This is a genomic window from Neobacillus sp. DHD-1R (genome assembly GCF_057747995.1).
The window spans coordinates 964,889-986,774 of sequence record NZ_CM173232.1; the positions used below are offsets into that span (position 1 = coordinate 964,889).

General features: G+C 38.9%; 17 protein-coding genes. 16 read left to right on the forward strand and 1 reads right to left on the reverse strand.

Annotated features, from left to right (window positions below; translation table 11 throughout):
- The first annotated feature begins 179 nt into the window (after window positions 1-179).
- The 6 genes from AC3ANL_RS04485 (at window position 180) to AC3ANL_RS04510 (ending at window position 8,876) form a co-directional block, all read left to right on the forward strand.
- Entirely contained in the window at window positions 180-1,583 is a 1,404-nt protein-coding gene (locus AC3ANL_RS04485) for a cytochrome c3 family protein (protein WP_488328067.1), read from the forward strand.
- A 24-nt stretch (window positions 1,584-1,607) separates the two neighbouring features.
- Window positions 1,608-2,774, forward strand: coding sequence for a NapC/NirT family cytochrome c (locus AC3ANL_RS04490; RefSeq protein WP_488328068.1), 1,167 nt, complete (start codon window positions 1,608-1,610; stop codon window positions 2,772-2,774).
- A gap of 27 nt (window positions 2,775-2,801) precedes the next feature.
- Entirely contained in the window at window positions 2,802-3,476 is a 675-nt protein-coding gene (locus AC3ANL_RS04495) for a tetratricopeptide repeat protein (protein WP_488328069.1), read from the forward strand.
- A gap of 26 nt (window positions 3,477-3,502) precedes the next feature.
- Entirely contained in the window at window positions 3,503-4,471 is a 969-nt protein-coding gene (locus AC3ANL_RS04500) for a 6-bladed beta-propeller (RefSeq protein WP_488328070.1), read from the forward strand.
- A 123-nt stretch (window positions 4,472-4,594) separates the two neighbouring features.
- A complete protein-coding gene (locus AC3ANL_RS04505) occupies window positions 4,595-6,346 on the forward strand; it encodes a cytochrome c3 family protein (protein ID WP_488328071.1) in 1,752 nt (583 codons plus the stop codon).
- A 436-nt stretch (window positions 6,347-6,782) separates the two neighbouring features.
- Window positions 6,783-8,876 carry a hypothetical protein gene (locus tag AC3ANL_RS04510; RefSeq protein ID WP_488328072.1) on the forward strand — a complete coding sequence of 698 codons (2,094 nt, stop codon included), beginning with the start codon at window positions 6,783-6,785 and terminating at the stop codon, window positions 8,874-8,876.
- An 86-nt stretch (window positions 8,877-8,962) separates the two neighbouring features.
- Here the strand turns inward: AC3ANL_RS04510 and AC3ANL_RS04515 are convergent, their stop codons facing one another.
- Window positions 8,963-10,894, reverse strand: a complete 1,932-nt coding sequence (locus AC3ANL_RS04515; RefSeq protein ID WP_488328073.1) for an SEC-C metal-binding domain-containing protein — start codon at window positions 10,892-10,894, stop codon at window positions 8,963-8,965.
- Between the two features lie 400 nt (window positions 10,895-11,294).
- Here AC3ANL_RS04515 and prfB point away from each other — a divergent pair.
- The 10 genes from prfB (at window position 11,295) to copZ (ending at window position 21,822) form a co-directional block, all read left to right on the forward strand.
- A protein-coding gene (gene prfB, locus AC3ANL_RS04520; protein WP_488328074.1) for a peptide chain release factor 2 occupies window positions 11,295-12,396 on the forward strand; the annotation gives its coding sequence in 2 pieces (ribosomal slippage) (window positions 11,295-11,366 and window positions 11,368-12,396; 1,101 coding nt in all).
- 299 nt (window positions 12,397-12,695) lie between these two features.
- The gene (locus tag AC3ANL_RS04525) at window positions 12,696-13,517 is read left to right on the forward strand and encodes a YitT family protein (protein ID WP_488329651.1); all 822 of its coding nucleotides are present in this window, start codon (window positions 12,696-12,698) and stop codon (window positions 13,515-13,517) included.
- 58 nt (window positions 13,518-13,575) lie between these two features.
- Window positions 13,576-13,917 (forward strand): cytochrome c551, encoded by a 342-nt coding sequence (gene cccB / locus AC3ANL_RS04530; protein WP_488329652.1) that lies wholly within the window; start codon window positions 13,576-13,578, stop codon window positions 13,915-13,917.
- A gap of 253 nt (window positions 13,918-14,170) precedes the next feature.
- Entirely contained in the window at window positions 14,171-14,857 is a 687-nt protein-coding gene (gene ftsE / locus AC3ANL_RS04535; protein ID WP_488328075.1) for a cell division ATP-binding protein FtsE, read from the forward strand.
- Entirely contained in the window at window positions 14,847-15,740 is an 894-nt protein-coding gene (gene ftsX, locus AC3ANL_RS04540) for a permease-like cell division protein FtsX (protein ID WP_488328076.1), read from the forward strand. The genes ftsE and ftsX overlap by 11 nt, the downstream gene beginning before the upstream one ends.
- An 84-nt stretch (window positions 15,741-15,824) precedes the next feature.
- Window positions 15,825-17,129: a murein hydrolase activator EnvC family protein gene (locus AC3ANL_RS04545; RefSeq protein WP_488328077.1), complete on the forward strand. Its 1,305-nt coding sequence runs from the start codon at window positions 15,825-15,827 to the stop codon at window positions 17,127-17,129.
- A gap of 391 nt (window positions 17,130-17,520) precedes the next feature.
- On the forward strand, window positions 17,521-18,975 hold the full coding sequence (locus AC3ANL_RS04550) for a S41 family peptidase (RefSeq protein WP_488328078.1): 1,455 nt from the start codon (window positions 17,521-17,523) through the stop codon (window positions 18,973-18,975).
- Between the two features lie 188 nt (window positions 18,976-19,163).
- Window positions 19,164-20,357 carry a PDZ domain-containing protein gene (locus tag AC3ANL_RS04555; RefSeq protein WP_488328079.1) on the forward strand — a complete coding sequence of 398 codons (1,194 nt, stop codon included), beginning with the start codon at window positions 19,164-19,166 and terminating at the stop codon, window positions 20,355-20,357.
- 338 nt (window positions 20,358-20,695) lie between these two features.
- Window positions 20,696-21,253, forward strand: a complete 558-nt coding sequence (locus tag AC3ANL_RS04560; protein WP_488328080.1) for a YdhK family protein — start codon at window positions 20,696-20,698, stop codon at window positions 21,251-21,253.
- Between the two features lie 362 nt (window positions 21,254-21,615).
- Window positions 21,616-21,822, forward strand: a complete 207-nt coding sequence (copZ, locus tag AC3ANL_RS04565) for a copper chaperone CopZ (protein ID WP_488328081.1) — start codon at window positions 21,616-21,618, stop codon at window positions 21,820-21,822.
- The last annotated feature ends 64 nt before the right edge of the window (window positions 21,823-21,886 follow it).

Here is a 21,886-nt window from a genome sequence, read left to right on the forward strand (position 1 = left end):
GTATAGTGATAAGGAAATCATTGATATAACAAGGTTTACAAGTTGTTTTTAGAGTTAAAAAATTTGTCACAGGTGTGTAGAAATATTCACAAATTGTACATTGGATTATACTCTAACAATGTTAGATACTACCTTTAGAGAGGTTAAGTTGGAAAATAAATAGAGAGAATAAATCCAAAATGGGAAGGGTGAGTAAAGTGGCCTTTTGGGGGAGAAAAAATAAAGAAACAGATCCCGTTTCTAGAGAAAATAGAAAAAAACCAGGCCCAATACGAAGACTCTGGCAAAAGTTCAGAGGAATAGATTGGAAGAATCCTGTTAACAGGTGGAAATTATTATTTGCGTCGCTTATTGGTTGTATTATTTTATTTGGAGGAGGATATGGAGTCCTCACGTTTACAAACTCTCCGTCATTCTGTTCAAGCTGTCACGAAATGGCACCAGAGTATTCAACCTATACAGCTAGTGCTCATAATCAAATCACATGTGTACAGTGCCATATTAAACCAGGAACCATCAACATGCTGACACATAAAGTGAAATCGCTTAAAGAAGTTTACTATCACGTTACAGGAGTACCTGAACAAATTGTTCAAACAGAAGAAGAGGCAGTTTCCAATGAAAACTGTTTACAATGTCATTCTAAAAATCGGCTTGTTACCGCATCGGGTGACTTAAAGGTTAATCACAAAGGACATATCGAAGAAGATATTCCTTGTATTACCTGTCACGCAGGAGTTGTCCATGCGAAAATGGCTACCCGCGGTATCAACACTGAAGAGGTTCGCGGTAAATGGACAAAAGAGAGTGCAGAAAAGTTAATGGAAGAAAAATACTTGAGACCTAACATGGGAACATGTATTGACTGCCATGACAAAGTCAATAATGGCGAAAAGCCTTGGAAGGAAGCATCTTATAATGTTCCGCCAAATCCTGAAGAGGTAGAGAAAAAACTGGAAGAAAACAAAAAAGAAACGGCTAGTGAAGCAACCACGGTAGCAACAAACGAAACTGAAAAGACTGAGGCAGAGGCTTTAACAGAACACGATCAAAAAACACAAGACATCATTTTACAAGCAATTGGTAAACAGCAAAAAGACGTGAAACTTTCCATGGCCTGTGAAACTTGTCATAAAAAGGTAAAGGTGCCTAAGAGCCACAAAGTGGCAGGTTGGAATGGAAACCACGGCAGCACAGCAATTCAAACGTTAGATAAGTGTATGAACTGTCACCAGGATTCGAAATGGGCTAGAGAAATACCAAAAGAAGACATCATGTCTTTACTTAAGATGAAAGAAACAAAAACGAAATATGTACCTAATATTACCGTTGTAAAAGAGCAATCAAGAATCAATAAATTCTGTAGTGCCTGTCACGCTAACCGCCCAGCAAGTCACGCTGAAAGTAACGAATGGTTAACTGGCCATGCTGATAAAGCTTTGACAGCTGATGCAAAAGCTGAATGTTTTGTCTGCCACGATCGTGATAAACCTAAAGAAGGTTCTACTGAAGTAAAAGCGCCAACAGATGTTTATTGCCAATACTGCCATAGAACTGGCTTTAAATCTGATGTGAAAAACTAAAAAAATTAAAGGAGGGTCGCTTTTATGGAAGAAAATCATGAACAAGAGCAGCCGACCCCTCCCCAATTTCGCTATAAGTTAATCAAAATTGCGACTTTAACATTGTTGATTCTAGCCCTTTTCATCGTTTTTGGTGGACTAGGGCTAGAAGCAACATCAAGCTCAAAGTTTTGTTCATCCTGTCATGAGATGAAACCTGAGTACTACACTTGGAAAGCATCCACACACAGTGAAGTGGATTGTGTTAACTGTCATGTCCAACCAGGGGCCAAAAACATAGCGAAAGATAAAGCTGAAGGGGTAGTTGAGCTTTATAAACAAAAAACCAACACGTACACAGCACCAATTCAAATGCCTAAAGACATACCAAATTCCGCTTGTGAATCATGTCACAATATGGATGCCCGTGAGGTAACTGCCTCAGGAGATCTCATCATCCCTCATGATAAGCACTTAGCTAAGGATATTAAGTGTACCCAATGTCATAGTGGAGTTGCACATGGAAAGATTGCTGAACGAAAAGTGACATTTAAATCTGACTATGCAAAATGGGATTCATCACTGGGTAAATCAATGATGAGTGATATTAAGTTTACAAGCCCTAAAATGGAAACGTGTATGGATTGTCATAAAGCACGTCAAGTAACAACAGAGTGTAAATCGTGTCATACAACAACGATGTTTCCAAAAAGTCATAAAAAACAAGATTTCAAACTTGAAACACACGGCAATTTGGCTAAAAAAGATGTGAATAAGTGTAATGAGTGCCACCAATATATGTCTAGCGAGGAGATCAATTTATTTAATGATCAGCCTGCATATACTAAATTTTTAAATGATGAAAAGATTGAAACGAAGAAAGTCAATCCTCAAGAATACGCTAAAGAAAATACTTATTGTAAGTCGTGTCATTTACAACGCCCGCCAAGTCATAACAAGAGATTTATTAGCAATCATGGAACTCTTGCAAATAAGAACGAAGAAGCATGTTTAACCTGTCATGACTATCAAAAGACAGGCAAAAACAAAACATCTAATGTCACATGCAGCAGTTGTCATCCTAGCAGCCATGATGGCAAGGAGTGGAGACAAACGCATCCTATTAGACTTCCAAAAGGAGTTAAGGTATCAGAAACATGTTATCAGTGCCACAATGAGACTAAATGTTCTTCTTGTCACAAAGAGGAGTAGTAATTTCAAAAAAGTAGGAGGGTTCGTATGCAAACAGAGGAACAACTTCAAACAAAAGGGCCTGAAAAGAAAAAAAAGGACCGATTTACTTGGTGGCAGACAACCATATTATTAGTAGGAACTCTAGCTATATGTTTGACTGCTGGATATTTTATCAGTGATAGGTATCTTTGGAGTAATACGGACTCTGAACAAATTGCTGAACAAATTAAGTTTTATAAACAAGAAGTTAATAAGAGTCCAAATGACCCGAAAAACAGAGTTCAATTAGGGTATGCCTATTTTTTAAATGAAAATTATGATGATGCCATAAAGGAATATAAAACAGCTAAATCACTTGATAAAAATTACTTTGATGCCTATTTAAATTTAAGTATTGTCTATGATAAGCAAAATAAAATAGATGATGCCTTACAAAATGCCATAAAGGCAACGGAAATTTCTCCAAAGGACTATAAGGGTCACCTCCTTAAGGGAAGATGTTACCGTAAGTTAAAAATGTATAAAGAAGCCAACAAAGCCTTAAATGAAGCGGATAGTTTAAATGAAGGGAACACTGATACGATTTATGAGATAGGACTCGTTGCAGAAGATCAGGGGAAGAAAAAAGATGCTGAGGCTATTTACAAGGATGCACTTTCATATGATCCCCTTTATAAGCCAGCACTTAAAGCTCTTGATCGATTAGCAGCCAAAGATTAAAACATGAATGAAAGGAGTTGGACCCTTTGAAAAGAAAAACTGTTTATATATTGATGGGAACCATTGCTGGGTTATCCGTTGTTCTTTTTGCAGTCATCTATTTTTTAAATTTAGGAAATGATGTTGGTAAGGTTGCTAATACAGTAAAAGGTGGCGCGCCGCATTTTAGCTATTTTATTCAAGGAGATTTCAAGACTCCATTTGATAAACCGATGGATGTTGCAAAAATTGGAGAATATGTCTATGTAACCGATACAAATCATAAACAGGTTCAGGTTTTTGATTCATCTGGCAGTCCCTTTTTCAAATTCGGTAAAGAAGGGGAGGGGCAAGGTGAATTTAAATTCCCATATGGTATTGCAGGAGATAAAGATGGAAATGTTTATGTAGCAGATTTATATAATGGTAAAATTTCAATTTTTACAAAAAAAGGAAAGTTTATAAAATATTTTGAGGAAAAAGGCAGTTCTACACCATCTATTACAAGTCCTGGCGGTTTAAGAATCTTTGGTAAAAAGCTATATGTTACCGACGTTGAAAGTAAGAAAGTAATGGTCTTTAACCTTGAGGGAAAAAAACTTCTAGAAATAAAATCAGGTACTAATAAGGATGATTTGTTAAACTCACCTAATGCCGTCACAGTTGATCAGGATGAAAACATTTATGTAGCTGACTCAGGAAACCAAAGAGTTGTTATCTATGATAAAAAAGGGAAATTCAAACGAATTCTTAATGGGAATAAGGATGCTAAGGGTGAATCGAAGTTTGTTAATCCAAGAGGGTTAGCAGTAGATTCAAAAGGCAATTTATACATGATTGATAATATGACCCATTATGTATATGGATTTAATAAAAAAGGAGAGCAAATCTATCAATTTGGTGGCTTAGGCGGAGAAAATGATCAATTTTTCTTGCCGAACGGTTTATTTATCGATGAAAAGAGCCAGCTTTATATAACTGATACCTTTAACCAAAGAGTTGCAGTTTACTATTAAAGCCAAAGCTTTCTTTAAGGAGGTGATGCATCGGCAGAGAGGGCAATAGGAGATTTATAAGTAAAAAATCAAAAACACAGAGAAACAGAGAGAGACAGAGAGAAAAAATGGGAGGTTTTTGGAATGAGTAAGAAAAAACTTAGCTTCTCACTAATACTTGCTTTACTTTTAGTGGGAATGCTTAGCACTGCTGCTTTTGCGAAAAGTGCAATGAGCTTTGCTGTATCTCAAACTGCAGGTGCTAATACTGCTACAGCAACGTTTAAAGGTTTAACTACTGATGCTGCAGGTACAGTTTTTACAGTAACACTTAGAGATTCGGCTAATGCTGTTAAAGATACTGTTGATGTAACAACTCTTGCAGATAAAACTGGATCTTATACATCTCCAGTATTAACAGTAGGAGCAAGATACTCAGTTGAACTTGCATACAAAACTGCACCAACTGTTATTGTTGCAAGTGGTGATGTGCTTATTGCTGATAACCACAATCCTGAAGGATCAGAAGTCGTTGTTGACCATAGCACTAATTTAGTCAACGCCAACGAAACTGGTTTTGAAGGCTTAAGTAAAAAAAGATCAGGTCAAAAAATGCACGGTTCATATCAAAATAATACAAACTCATGTGCAAGCTGTCACCAAACACACACTGGTGAAGACCACTACCTTTTATTCAGAGATGGCACATACAGCACTTGTGCTGCATGTCATGATGGTACAATGGGAGCAAATAATGTATTTGGTGACCCAACCAACGCTGGTACATTCGGCGGAACACATGATGGCAACATGTCTGTTCACTTAGCAGATGGTACTGTTGATGTTAAAGCTGCCCCAGGCGGTAACCATACTGATACTGGTAACTGGGCTGGTGAGTTCACTTGTGCTAGCTGTCATAATCCCCATGGATCTGATAGCACTCGTTTACTAAAATCTGACCCTGCTGGATGGGTTAAGACTGAAAATACCATTACTGCTGGACAAACAAACGGCGGTATGAAGTTTACAAACAAATCCATCTACGAAAAAGCTTCATTACCTGCTACAAATGTTGGAGATTATATCCTTGTAAGACAAACTTTAGCTGACCAAGCTGCAGTAGATGCAAACGTCTTCTTCAAGAGAGCAGCAGTTCCTGCTGGTTCTACAGTTATCTCAACTTACAAATGGGATTACAAAGGCAAGAAATATATTGAAGACTCTTCATTATGGGTACGTTCTGATGGGGGAAGACCAGCTATAGAAACTCAATTAAAAGTTGCTGGTACTGCTAAACCTGCAACTGCCGACTTCGTTTATGTTTGGACAGACGGATTTGCATATAGCAAAAATGGTGATACAACCGCTGCTAGCATCGATGGTGCTACATTCCTAATCGGCTCAGCTGTAGATAAAGTTACAAACAACTATGACTTCTTTGATAGTGCTGCTCCTACTTATGTAAAAGACAGTGGCGTTCAAATGAGCAAATTCTGTGCTTCTTGTCACACTGACTACCTATCTGCAACTTATGCTAATGCTGATACTGGCGTATTTACAGATGCTCACCGTCACCAAACTGATACTGACAGGTTGACTTGCGTACGCTGTCACTATGCACACGGTACAGATGCAACAATCATGAAAGACTCTTTAGACAGAGGACTTACTGATTTAACCGCAGTTGGGGCACCATTTGATCCTGCAAATTATGCTGGAGATGCAGCTGCCGCTACAACTGCTGCCACAGATTATTTGAAAGATCCTAACCCATCATCTGCATTAAAACGTTACACTGGTATGTCAGTATGTTTCGGATGTCATGATGGATCCATTGCAAGTGATGAAACTACTTGGAGTAATTACAGCCCACTACAACCAGGTGCTAAAAAATAAAAAATAAGCCAACAAATAGCGCCACTACTTGTTAGCTTAAAATGAAAATTGAATAAAACTGTAGTTAAACAAGGTAGCAATAGTTATATTGTTACCTTGTTTTATTATCCCATCTAGTCACAAATTTGTCAAAAAATCTCTTCATTTCCGCCCCAATTTATCTACGTTGTCACTGCTATAATGTACATATAATCCCTATAGAAAATTACTTAAGCATAATAACTAAACATAAATTTACGGAAAAAGAGTTGAATCAAATATGAGAAAATTTCACAGGATGAAAACGGCGTATTTTTCTAGTTTTTTAATCATTTTATTAATAGTAACTTCAACCTTTTCATTTCATTCTATCAATGTATACTCAGCAAGTGGCAGTCAACCTACAATAACAATTGAATCCCCATCAACTGGGGCTGAGCTTAATTCAAATGATGTTGTGATCTCAGGAACATATATCGCTGATAATATTTCCAAAACTGATTTGCTTTTTACAGCATATGATAACGGAGTGATCATATCAGATTCGATTACAAACCAAGCTGAATGGACTGTTGATGAAAGCAGTACTCCTAAGACTTGGTCTTTCACATCTTCCTCTTTACAAGAGGGGAATCATAATTTTTCCTTAGAGATTAAAAATACGGTAACTAACGAAGTATCGACTGTATCAATTACCTTTACTGTAACCATTTCAACTGTTGCTGCTATTACACCTACTATTTCCATACAATCTCCATTGGTAAATGAGGTGCTAAATTCAAAACATGTTGTAATCTCAGGTATTTATACTGCAGGTACTGTTTCCAAAACTGATTTGCTTTTTACAGCATCTGATAATGGAAAGATCATATCAGATTCGATCACAAACCAAACTGAATGGACCGTGGATGAAAGCAGTACACCTAAGAAATGGACATTCTCACCAACCTCATTAGAAGAGGGTAATCATAACATCACTGTTGAAATTAAATATCCACCAACAAGTGAGGTTTCAGAGGCATCTATTAATTTTTCTTTAGCATTTACTAGACCCTATGTTACAGAAACTAGTATCATCCTTGCTGATGGCACAGAGAGAAAGGGAGAAGATTTAACAAATGTTCCACTTGATGCAAAAATAAAAATCGCTGTTGTTGATGATCAAAAGATGGATCAACTCAAAAGTAAAGTAGAAACGAATAACTATAACCCGATTAAGATATTATTGGGACCAGATACAATACAAGGAACTACGGAAATAAATGAACTTCCTGTTCGAAACGGAAAGTATTATTACGACATTATCTTTAAACCAAATAGTTCTGAGTTAAAAATAAATAAAACCTATTTGGTGTACATCGATCGAGAACTTGTGGATGATTTAGACAATCCAATTTTTTCAAAGCTTTTTAAATTCACTACAATGACGAGTGTCGAATGGTCTGATCCAGATAATCCGATAAGGCATTCATCGTCTAATCCGCATGGACATTATCAATCAAATACAAATATGTGTGCTGCGTGCCATAGTACACATGATTCTAAAAATGGTGGATATTACCAAAATACATTCAAAGAAGAGCTAGCAGCTGGACAGCCTGCTGATAATCCTTCACAGAACTATTGTATGGCCTGTCATGATGGTACTATGAATGCGCCAATTATTGAAAAAAATGATAGTAAGTACCGTCATAATAATCCTATTGATTATACTGCTGATGGAACTAATGCATTAAAGCAGCCAGAATCATGTACGAGTTGCCATAATCCACATTTAGAATGGTCTGAAAACAATCCTAACTTGTTAAAAGATCATTATGTGTACACACACAATGAGGCACATCCTGAAGTGGGGCTTGAAACTCCTACAGTTGACAGTCTGGATGTTTCTTGTGATTCGTGCCATGACTATATTGATTTCAATAACATCAGTTCTGATAAAGGAAAACAGGAAACACTTGCCTATAAAAAATCCTTAACCGCTAGTGGAACTATATCAAATAAATTAACAGATCCTACTCTTAAGACTATATCTGATTATTCTTTGTGCTTGAGATGCCATAATGCTGAAAAGAGCGTGAAGGATCCTAAACTGGCAGATATAGAAACGAATTACCTAAAACAGAATTCAGGACATAATTTTGTGTTAGCTGCAGACCAACAAATCCAAAGGGACGGCAGTCTGTTGAATGGCCCCATTCCTTGTGCTGAATGTCATGAAACACATGGGTCAAACAACCTGTTTAACTTAAGAGAAATACTGGGGAATAATCCTACATTGCCTGCAGAAGATCATTTTAATACAATTGGTACTGCATGGAATGAAGGAAATGAGCGTAATTTTTGTTTGAATTGCCACACTAAAGGAACAGAAATATATGGTAAGAAGGCAGCTATTGATCTAGATACCCCAGGACATCAGATTGATGACAGCTGGGCATGTTCCGAATGTCATAGCGACCAGACAAAGACATATAGCACGTTTAGAGAGAAATCAATGAGTGCAGCACATGCTCCATTGCCAGGTGTAGATCCAACAACAACTCCATAAACAAAAATAACCACGAGAGCTTATTAACCTCTCGTGGTTATTTATATGAAATGTAGGAACCCAAAGGGAGGGGGAGTTGGATTAATCTATTTCCCCTTCAACCATTCCCCCAGCCCCTCGATCTTCCGCCACAGCTGCAAATGCATATCTGCATAAACAATCGCTTCGTTTTCATCGCCAAAGCCATAATAGTCGGGCGGATAAGCGGGGAGCCGTTTTTTGCCAGTTAGGTAGGCAATGACATGTTTATTCTCTTTCTTTGCCCTTTTAAGCAGAGTTGCAGCTCTGGCCGTAAAGCCATTCTCATGCAGCTCCAGCAAAAGCTGGTTGTATAAGCCTTGAGCGGTTGCTTCCTCATAATGTTCAAGGAGATAGCGGGCCTTTTTATAGTCACCCAAATCGATATAGGCTACAAATAAAGAGTAGCGGACACCTTGGTTATCCATTGGATTTAATTCGAGTAATTCTTCGTATTGCTGCACCGCCTTATGTACTTTTCCTATTAGTGAAAGGGCCTCAGCATAATGAAGCTTGGCTCGCATAAATGGTCTAGTTTCAACCAGACCCCAGAAATAACCTTTGTTTTCCTTGAAAAAGGCTTTGCCTAGTTCTCTTTCGCCGGCTTGAATGCCCTTTTCGTAAAGTAAGATGGCTTCTTCCAAGCTTTTCGTTTTTTCAGCAAGGATGACATAGGCATCAACACAATTAGGATTCAATGTTAGTGCCTCTTCTGCGAGCTTATAACGTTGTTTTCCATCTGTTTGTAAAGCGTCATAGATTAAGTTCCGAGCACGTTCCTCGTCGCGTCTAGATACCTTACGCACCGTTTTTACCTTGGATTTTTCGTTACTAGGAAGTGCTGTTACGTTTGAGGCTGGTGAACTAGGTTGATCTACGCTATTCCTTGGACTTTTAGGGAATTCAATAACAGAAGCCTTCTCCATGGGTGGGATAATAGAAGGCTGAAAGTCACCATAAACAAGGTCGATTAATTCGGCAATATCTTCGGCTAATTCTGATTCAAGCTCCGATACAATCGAAGATATACTATTAGCAGAAACACCATATGTCTTTGCCAGTTCTTTTTGTGTCACAGTTTCTGCCCCAGGAGCTATCATTAATAATAAATAATGGAGGGCGGCGGCATATAGATTTGGATTTTGAATCCGTTTTTGTTTCTTTTGGCAAAAATTATGCCAGAGAATCACTCCTGTATCCACAACAGGCGGAGGGACAAGCATTTCCATTTTCTCTTTGAAGAGATCGGCCACTTCTTTGTAAATAGGAGCAGGCCAGTCTATATCATCGACTTCAAGCAGACCGCCAATCATGGGTAATTCGCTTAATACTTCCATAAAAAAGTCAGTCAAATATTCCTGGGGAGAATCATAATCAGCCTCTATGCTGCTGTCTTCAATGTAGGAAAAAGCATGCTCCGGTTTCAAATCTGGCAATTCAAACGGTGTTGGAAAAAAAACATAATTTTGCTCATAGGGGAGTAAGATTCCCATAAAGAAAGAACCTTCTTCTATGGTGAGTGGCACATCGGCAAAGGTTGCATCTAATTGTTCCATTGAAAGGCCATCTTCGACTGTCAGCCTGTTATTTTCAACACGAAGCACTTTTCCCGCAATGATTCTAGCAAATGCCCATGATTGTAAAATTTGCTTCAGCTTCGGGCGTTTGATTTTTCCTCCTTCAGCTGCAATAAATTTTTCGACGATTGTTTCTCCGTCATCTAAGCCTTCAAAAAGAGAAAACCAAATGGAATGGACTAACTCGTAAAACTCCTGCTCTTGCTCATTTTGCACGTTAAGCATTTCTTCTAGAAGCTCAAAATCCTCTTGTATTTCATGACCAAAGTGGAAGTATGCAAATTGGAGGAGTTGTTTTTGCAGTTCATCCATTTCTTTTTCAATAATCCCGGTGATGGATATCGCCTCATTTGCCCCGCAACAATTTTTATACTTTTTTCCACTCCCGCATGGACATGGTTCATTGCGTTTTATTTTCTCCATCTCACTTGGCTCCTTTTAACAGTCTATGTATTTTCGCTTTCCAGTCTCCCGGTTTGAAGACTAACGGTATTTTTTATGTAGGGTCACTGAATGAATGATTTATTTTCCTGCTTGTTACTTATTTAATAGTACCATTTTTGACAGTTTGAAATATATAAATACTAAGGAAATTTGATAGAATTTTCGCTTTCCTCTAAGATGTTGGTAAGGGTTTTTTGTGGTATCCAAAGAGATAACGAAGAGTATTTGAAGGAAAAAGGGCAGATAAATGTGCAATTAATGGTCAAGCTTTGAATTTTGTGTGGTTTTCACGCTATAATGGATAAGGAACTGACCTAATTTATTTGAATAAACTGTATTACAAATCGTGAATATTTAATTTTTTATAGAGGTGACGATAATGGAATTAGCAGAAATACGTAATGAACTTGAGAAAACAGCAAAAAAATTAGTGGACTTTAGGGGGTCTCTTTGACCTCGAAAATAAGGAAGCTAGGATTGCAGAGCTAGATGATGAGATGCTTCATCCTGATTTTTGGAATGATCAAGAGAAAGCACAGGCAGTCATCAGCGAAGCAAATGGCTTAAAAGACCAGGTCAATGAGTTTACAGAGTTAAATGATTCCTATGAGAATCTGGAATTGACATATGAACTTGTAAAAGAAGAAAATGACGAAGAATTGCGTGCCGAGCTGGAAGAAGAGATGCAGCATTTAACAAACCGTTTGGGTCAATTTGAACTGCAGCTTCTTTTGAGTGAGGAGTATGATAAAAATAATGCGATTTTAGAGCTTCACCCGGGTGCAGGCGGAACAGAGTCTCAGGACTGGGGATCGATGCTGCTGCGGATGTATACTCGTTGGGCAGAGAAAAAAGGCTTTAAGGTCGAGACGCTCGATTATCTTCCAGGCGATGAAGCTGGAATTAAGAGTGTGACCCTTTCGATTAAAGGCCATAATGCCTATGGGTACCTGAAAGCAGAAAAAGGGGTTCACCGGCTTGTCCGGATTTCGCCGTTTGATGCCTCAGGCCGACGTCATACATCGTTTGTTTCATGTGAAGTTATGCCTGAATTTAATGATGAAATTCACGTAGATATCCGTACGGAAGATCTAAAAATAGACTCCTATCGTGCAACAGGAGCAGGTGGACAGCATATCAATACCACTGACTCGGCCGTGCGGATTACCCATACACCAACTGGAGTTGTCGTCACTTGCCAAGCCGAACGTTCTCAAATAAAAAACCGCGAGGCAGCGATGAAAATGCTAAAAGCCAAGCTTTATCAATTAGAAATTGAAAAGCAGGAACAGGAACTTCTAGAAATCCGTGGTGAACAAAAGGAAATTGGCTGGGGCAGTCAAATCCGTTCCTACGTCTTCCACCCTTATTCCATGGTTAAAGACCACCGGACCAGTACCGAGAGCGGGAATGTTCAGGCGGTCATGGATGGCGATTTGGATCAGTTTATTAATGCTTATTTGCGTTCGAGAATTTCATAATCAAAAAGAAAGGCCTTTGTCGACATGTTCGGCAAAGGCTTTTCTATTGGAAGGATCAATTTCTGATAGATATTTATTGTTGATTAATCGTAGCTCAAAGTCACTTTTTATGAAAACGACTTCTATGGTAAATGCTAATAGAAATTTTAATACTTCATCGCGTCAGCTTACTGGCATTTACACACTATTAGACCAATGCTATACTCACTATCGGTTGACAGTACATAAAGAATTTTTTGAGGAGAAAATGTTAAATGAATATAGTAAGCAATCTAACAGAAACCTATCCGAAATTAAGAATGACGATTGATTATCTATTTGTTCTTATGGGTTCTGCCATAATAGGACTGACTTTTAACGTGTTTTTACTACCTAACCAAGTGGCGTCAGGGGGAGTAAGCGGGATTAGTACCATTTTAAAGACGATGTTAGGATGGGAACCGGCATACGTACAGTGGGCCCTTAATATTCCCTTATTTATTGCCGGTGTAATTTTATTAGGGAAGCATTTTGGTGTGAAAACGCTAGTCGGTACGATCTTTTTACCGTTTATTGTTTTTTTGACTAACGATTGGGAACCATGGACAAATGACGCATTGCTCGGCGCATTGTTTGGAGGAATTGGTGTTGGACTTGGCCTCGGTATTGTTTTTAGAGGAAACGCTTCAACAGGCGGGACCGACCTTGCCGCTCAGATTATCAATAAATATACTGGTTTTACATTGGGCAGGTGTGTCGTCCTGATTGATGGATTAATCGTCCTAGCTGCAGCAATTGTTTTTGATATTGAGAGGGGCCTGTATGCCTTAATCGCCCTCTATGTGACAAGTAAAACGATTGACCTCATACAGGTTGGCTTTGGCCGCTCAAAAATGGCAATGATTATTACGAGTAAGCAAGAAGAAGTTCGTGAAGGAATTTTGAATAAAATTGACCGCGGTGTGACAAAACTATCAGCATATGGGGGTTTTACCGATCATGAACGTCCCGTTCTAATGTGTGTAGTGGATCAAACGGAGTTCACAAAATTGAAACATTTAGTTAAAACCCTTGATCCAACAGCATTTGTAGTAGTAATGGATGCGGCAGAAGTACTCGGTGAGGGTTTCAAAAGGGTGTAGGGTTGGTATAATAACACTATGATGGAAATATTTCCACAAAGGGGGTATAGCTATGACGATGAAGAAAAAACTAGGAACATTCATGGTAGGAATCTCGCTAGTTATGAGTCTTGCTGCGTGTGGCGGCGGCAATGATAATGCAACTGACAAGGGCACAGGTGGTACTGACACCGCTCAAGCAGGAGACGCTCAAAAGATTTACGATCAAAAGTGCTCAAGCTGTCACGGTGGAGATCTTAAAGGGGCCATGGGTCCAAACCTTACACAGGTTGGATCACGATATTCAAAAGATGAAATTTTAGACATTCTTAAAAATGGAAAAGCAGGCGGAATGCCCGCAAACTTAGTATCCGGCGATGATGCTAATACGATTGCAGATTGGCTCGCAGCCAAAAAATAAATCTATCCAAAACACTCTGTTGAAATAGCAGAGTGTTTTTATTATTCGAAAGATAGAGAAATTTGTCGAGTTTTGTTTACATTGAAAAGAAACTGTAATAATTTTATCGGTTTTTTTAGCAAATTATGATGTTATAATGGGTCTATGCGAAATTATGCACATATTCTTTGCGATTTTAGTCCATTTTGCAAATACACGAAGATTTTTGTCGAATTTCCACTATCGACATATCCTTTAACGATAGGTGATAAAAATGATAGAACTGCAAGAAGTATATAAAAAGTATCCGAATGGTGTCACAGCCATTAATGGAATAGACGTCCGGATTAATCAGGGCGAATTTGTTTATGTTGTCGGCCCGAGTGGTGCTGGTAAATCGACCTTTATTAAAATGATGTACCGGGAAGAAGTACCAACTTCAGGGACCATCACGATGAATGGTGTTAATCTCGCCAAATTAAAAATGAAAAAGGTGCCCATATTCAGAAGAAACCTTGGTGTTGTTTTCCAGGACTTTAAGCTCCTTCCAACGCTAACTGTCTATGAAAATGTAGCCTTTGCTCTTGAAGTAATTGAAGCATCACCGAAATTCATTAGAAAACGAGTGATGGAAGTTCTTGAACTGGTTGGTTTAAAGCATAAAATCAAAATGCTTCCTACAGAGCTTTCTGGCGGTGAACAGCAGCGTGTGTCAATTGCCCGCTCGATTGTCAACTCACCGAAGGTTGTCATTGCAGATGAGCCAACGGGGAACCTTGATCCTGAAACGTCATGGGAGATTATGAATATCTTTGAAGAAATTAATACTAGCGGCACAACGATTGTTATGGCAACCCATAACAGGGAGATTGTAAATACATTAAAGCATCGCGTTATTGCCATTGAAGGCGGAAAAATAGCGCGTGATGAACTAAGAGGTGATTACGGTTATGAAAATTAGAACACTTGGCCGTCACGCCCGTGAAAGCTTAAAAAGTATTAAAAGAAATGGCTGGATGACCTTTGCATCCGTTAGTGCTGTTACCGTTACTTTAATTTTAGTCGGTGTCTTTTTCGTTATTATGATGAATCTTAACAGGGTGGCCCAAACCATCGAAGAGGACGTGCAAATTCGCGTTCACATCGACGTTGCTGCAAACCAGCAAGACCAGCAATCATTAAAAACGACGATTGAAAGTATGCCTGAGGTAAAAAGTGTTATCTATTCACCTAAAAAGGCAGAACTAGATAACCTAGTGGAGAGTCTTGGTGAAGATGGAAAAGCCTTTAAGCTTTTTGAACAGGATAATCCGCTTAACGATGTATTTATCGTAAAAACGAAAAACCCGACAGATACGATGAAAGTGGCTAAAAAGATAGAAAAAGCCAATTTCGTAGCAAAAGTAAAATATGGGCAAGGCAAGGTTGAAAAATTATTTAAGTTTATTAATGCGAGCAGAAACGTGGGAATCGTCTTAATTATTGGGTTGTTCTTTACAGCTATCTTCTTAATCTCCAATACAATTAGAATTACTATTATTGCTAGACGGAGAGAAATTAAGATTATGAGATTAGTTGGAGCGACGAATACCTTTATTCGCTGGCCGTTCTTTTTGGAAGGTTTATGGCTTGGGATTCTTGGGTCAATTTTACCAATTATCCTGATTTCAATTGCCTACTACCGTGCCTACGATTATATCGGCCCGAAACTAGAGGGTACCTTTATTAAGGTACTGCCATTTGACCCGTTTGTCTATCAGGTTTCTGGTGTTTTAATTTTGATGGGGGCCTTGATTGGCATATGGGGCAGTGTAATGTCCGTACGGAAATTCTTAAAAGTTTAGGTTAATGATGGGAGGACGAAACGTTTTGTCCTCCCCTATAATGATTGTATTCATACATAGACAGTGGGAGGAGAAAAATCGTAAATGAGAAAGACAGTACTAACGTTAACCATGGCAACCACAGTGGGACTGGGGACTTTTTTTGGGGGAGCTTCTGTAAAAACTGAAGCTGAATCAATCTCCGGTCTTAATGGTGAAAAAAACAAAATTCAAGAACAGCGTTCTGATATAAAATCTAATCTTAATCAAGCAAACGATAAAATTAGTAATCTCCAAAAACAGCAGGAAGATGTAAAGAGTGAAAAAGAACGTCTTGATTATGCAATTACGGATGCAACTAATAAAATAAATGAAAAAACTACTAAAATAGAAGAAACTAAAGCAGAAATTACTAAGCTCCAAGAGGAAACAAAGGTCATTATGGCGCGGATCGAAAAGCGTAATGAATTATTGAAGGATCGTGCTCGCAGTTATCAGGAAACAGGCGGTGTGGTCAATTATTTGGATGTCTTAATGGGCTCAACCAGCTTTAGTGATTTTGTTGATCGTGCTAATGCTGTAGCAACTATCGTGCAGGCGGATCAGGAAATTTTAAAACAGCAGGAAGCTGACAAATTGGCACTTGAGCAGAAACAAGACCAATTGGAAAAAGATGCTGAAAGCTTAAAAACAATGCTAGCAGAACTAAATAAGTTGAATGAACAATTAAAGGTTCAAATGGAAGAAAAGGATAAACTATTAGCAAGTTTGGCTACTCAAGAACAGGAAACAAAAGAATATGCAATGGATTTAAATGAGCAGGAGCAAATTCTTGCTGCTCAAGAAATAGCCATTCAGAAATCACTTGAACTAGAGAAAGAACGTCAGGCTAAAGCGGCAGCTGAAGCAGCGGCTCAAGCAGCGGCTCAAGCGAAACGAAATGCAGCGGCAAAAGCAAGCAGTGGCGGCAGCAGCAATACCGTTGCCCCAGCCCCGGCCCCAGCCCCACAGGTTTCAGGTGGAAGCTTCACAAGACCAGCAGCGGGCACTATAACTTCAACTTTCGGGGGACGCTGGGGTACTTTCCACTATGGTGTTGACATTGCCCAAGGTGGGACAGTGCCAATTGTAGCGGCCGCAGATGGACAGGTCTATGTCTCGCATTACTCATCAAGCTATGGAAATGTAGTGTATATTTTACACAATATTAATGGACAAACTTATACCACCGTTTATGCACATATGCGAACAAGAATGGTGTCTGAAGGAACCACTGTGAAAAAAGGACAACAAATCGGGATCATGGGCAACACCGGCGATTCTCAAGGACAGCACCTGCACTTTGAACTGTATAAGGGCAAATGGGCATTCCATTCTGCGATTAATCCTATGGGCATCGTGCCACTATAATCTTGAAAAGGGAGAAGCTTTTGCTTCTTCTTTTTTTATATAAAAAATTATAAATTTTGACCTCGAAAATTGTCTAGCTCCACAAGAGTAAGCTTCGGAAGCATTACTTCGCACGAAGGAAAAGCGTTAGCTTTTCCGAGGAGCGCCCTAGCGGCTAGTGTCCTTCGCTCTCCGCCCTACGATAAGTCAACATCGAATCGCCTCCGGCTCTTCGTGTTTCCTTTATCTCAGTTGGAGCGCTCCAGGCCATACGCCGCTGACCAGGGCGCTTCTGCTTTTCTTTTACTCATATCTAGTCCACTTCTAACATATAAGTTAATATCGGGAAGGAATTAGATGCCCGTTCATCCAAATAGTTAGGACAGGCATTTTTACCTTGAGGAGGACTAGAATGAATCGTAAATGGATGGCCCTGTTAATGACGGGTTCACTGCTGACAGGAGCAGGGGGGACCTATGCTGGAATGACCTTTATGGATAAAAGGAATGCAGCTTCCAAACTTGAACAAGCGGTAACCCCTAAGGAAACCACGACCAATGCGGAGGCAAATACAGACGGCCTCGCAAAAGCCGAGCAAGCCTATGATCTCATTTTAAACCGCTATGTTGAAAAAGTAGACGGGGAGAAACTCGAGGAAGGAGCTATCCAAGGGATGCTTTCCGTTTTAAAAGACCCTTATTCGGTCTATATGGACAAGGCGACCGCTCAGCAATTCACACAAACGTTGGAATCTTCTTTTGAAGGAATTGGCGCTGAGGTTGGGATGGTCGATGGAAAAATAGTGATTGTCTCACCATTTAAAAATTCTCCAGCCGAAAAGGCAGGCATTAAGCCGAATGACCAAATTTTAAAGGTCGATGGAAAGAGTGTCGAAGGACTTGACCTAAATAAAGCAACTCTCAAGATCCGCGGAAAAAAGGGTACGACGGTTAAGCTGGAGATTGCTAGAAAAGGGTTAAAAGAACCGTTGTCTATTAACGTGAAACGGGATGAGATTCCGCTTGAGACCGTTCATTCCTCCATTAAGAAACAGGATGGAAAGAAAATTGGCTATATTGAATTAACATCCTTCTCAGAAGATACCGCTGCTGATTTTAAAAAGGAATTAAAGGCGCTGGAGAATGATCATATTAAGGGGTTAATCCTTGATGTACGCGGCAACCCTGGTGGATTTTTAGATAGTGTTGGTGAAATATTAAAAGAATTTATTCCGAACGATAAGCCTTATGTACAAATAGAACAGCGCGATGGTAAAAAGAAGCGATATTTCTCGACGATAACTGAGAAAAAGGATTATCCTGTGCTAGTCCTGATCAACAAGGGCAGTGCGTCAGCATCGGAAATTTTAGCAGGTTCCCTGAAAGAGGCGGCAGGCTATCAACTCGTTGGAGAAACGACGTTTGGTAAAGGAACAGTTCAGCAAGCCATCTCTATGGGGGATGGAAGCAATATAAAGCTTACATTAGCTAAGTGGCTGACCCCAAATGGAAATTGGATTCACAAAAAAGGGATCAAACCGGATGTAGCGATTAAGCAGCCGGCCATTTTTGAAACACATCCGATCCAATTGGAGGAGCCGCTTGTTGAGGACATGAACAATGAACAGATTAAGAATGCGCAAGAAATTTTAGACGGCTTGGGTTATGGACCAGGCCGGACGGATGGATACTTTAGCGATGAAACCACAAAGGCTGTCAGAGGCTTTCAGCAGCAAAATAACTTGCAGGCAACAGGAAAAATTGACAGCAAAACAGCTGCTAAGCTTGAAGAAGCGGCTGTTAAAGAAATGAAAAAAGAGAAAAATGATCTGCAACTGCAAATGGCACTAAAGTTGCTCACCAAATAACCAGGCAGAGGCTCTAAGGGGCCTCTGTTTTTATTTTTGGCTGGAAAAAAGATTTAGAGTTAATAAATTTTGATGACCTTTTTAATTTTTCTAGAATCTAGCAATATGTTTTATGGTCTTAATTTGGTAAAATAATCTTTAAGAGACTTTTATTTACGAGAAATTTTTATAGAGGCAGGTGACAGGAAATGGTAGAAACATGGCTTGTGGAACTTCTTAAAGGAACAGGCAAGTTATTTCTTCATCCTGTTTTATACTATGGCGTTTTCCTAGCCGCGATTTTAGGCGTGATGAGGGTAAAACGAGAACGGAAAAATTTTCATATACGGGCGCATGATGCCTATTTTGAGCTGCGGCAAATATTTCCACTCGGCATTCTGATCGGATTGAGCCTTTCTATTGTTCTTGTTGCAGCAGGAATTACGGTTCCGTTTGCAGCCATCCTTCTGATTGCTGGATTTACGCTGCTTTGGTCATTTACAACGAATGTGCGGTTCATGTCCCCTGCTTATACGTTGGGAGCTGCCTTTTTCGCGATCATCATCATCGCCGAAAGCAACTGGTCTGTTCCGATTATTTCGGAGGCGTTTGATTCCATAAGTGATAAGATTTATCCTTCTGTCATTGTCGTTCTCGGACTATTAATGATCGCAGAAGGAATTCTGATTTTTAAAAATGGCAGCAAAGGGTCTTCGCCTAAGCTAACGAAAAGTAAGCGAGGTCAAAGTGTAGGTGTTCATGAAATTAAACGCCTATGGATGGTGCCGTTATTTTTGTTAATCCCCGGAAATGCCCTCCAGCTTCCGTTTGATTGGTGGCCGGTCTTCCATTTGGGGGCGAAGGAGTACTCGCTAATTCTTGTTCCATTTGCAATTGGATTTCAACAACAGGTGAAGGGGAGGCTGCCAAAGGAAGCGGTCCAGTTACAAGGCCGTCGGGTAATGGTACTCGGTGTGTTGATTTCACTTCTTTCGATTGCAGGTTTTTGGTACCCGCTTAGTTCCATCATTGTGGCGGCACTGGCTGTTATTGGCCGAGAATCCTTAGCGTTAATTGCGATTATGAAGGATGATAGCTTGCCGTTTTATTTTTCCAAAAAGAATCAAGGCTTGATGATCATTGGGATTATTCCAGAATCTCCTGCAAGTAAGATGGGACTGCAAGTCGGGGAGATCATTACAAAAGCCAATGGTGTAGCAGTTCAAAATGAAAAAACCCTTTATGAGGCCCTGCAAAAAAATCGAGCCCACTGCAAGCTTGATGTCCTTGATACAAGGGGCGAAATCCGCTTTGTCCAACGTGCCCTTTTTGAAGGCGATCATTATGAACTTGGCATCCTATTTGTTCTTGATGAGCGAAAATATGATGAGAAGATTGTTTAGTTGTAATTTTTCATAAGCTTCCGGAATAATTATTTATTGTTTAATGGAACTTTGCGATAAATTTCACATTCTTAAATTCAGCGAGAGATATTTTAATATCTCTCGCTTTTTTTATGGGCTTTTCTTATAGAGAACAAAAATTTACTCTATATTAATATAGAATGAATCCTATCGTGAAAAAATGGGTAGACACTGTATATATGGTAAGCAGATTAAACAATATTATAAGTCCTCTATCTAGTTGAGAACTAACATTACTACCTTGGATATAGAAAAATCCATAATTTCTGCAAACTTTTGGTGTAGGATACTTTTAACAAAATTTTTAGGAGGTAATTATGAAAAGTAAAACATTGATGGCAGGAATCGTTTCCGTTGTTTTGATGTTAATGTTGTCTGCCTGTGCTGGCAATGAAAAGAGTTCTGATGAGAATAAAAATTCAGACCATAAAAGTATGAATATGGATCATTCAAGCTCTGGTGAAATTCCTAAGGGTTTAAAGAAAAGTGAGAATCCAACCTATAAAGTGGGAAGTCAAGCTGTAATCAATGCTGACCATATGGAAGGTATGAAGGGTGCTAAAGCAACAATAGTGGGGGCATATGATACAACCGCCTATGTGGTTACCTATACTCCGACAACAGGTGGAGAAAAGGTGAAAAACCATAAATGGGTAATCCAAGAAGAGATTATGAATGCTGGTAGTGAAGTATTAAAACCTGGAACAGAAGTTACCTTAGAAGCTGACCACATGGAAGGTATGAAGGGGGCAACGGGGACAATTGATTCAGCAGAACAGACAACAGTATATATGATTGATTACAATCCGGCTAATGGTGGAGAAAAAGTGAAAAATCATAAATGGGTAACAGAAAGTGAACTTTCTACTAAATAATTAAATACGTGTTGATTGAAAATATGAATTAACCAAAATTACAATTAATTTTGAAAGGGGGTTGCGTTGCAATCCCTTTTTTGATTTTTGAATAAATCCTTACTTTCTGCAAATTTATTTGTTAAAGTATTTTTTATTTAGTTAAAGAGCTTGAATCACCATTTGTAAACGGTCAAAAAACTTTACTAATATTTACGTTTATTTATTTACATAGGGTAGGGGGGTATGGTAATATAGAGTTAAAGAAGGAGTGATAATGAAAAATCACGATCCTGATAACATTAAACATAATTAGAGTAGTCATATTTGTTACGTTAACATTCGGAAAAAAATCCATCATTGAACTGAAAGGGAGTTTTAAAATGGAAAAGGTAACATTGAATGTTCAAGGAATGTCATGTGGTCATTGTGTGAAAGCAGTAGAAGGAAGTGTTGGTGCTCTTAACGGAGTTAGCTCCGTTAAAGTTGATTTAAAAGCAGCTAAAGTGGATGTTGAGTTTAATAACCAAGAGGTTTCATTAGAAAAGATTAAGGAAACCATTGATGACCAAGGTTACGATGTGAAATAAATAGTAAAAAAGACGTGCTAGCTGATAGCACGTTCTTTTAACAAAAAAATATACCTATATAGGG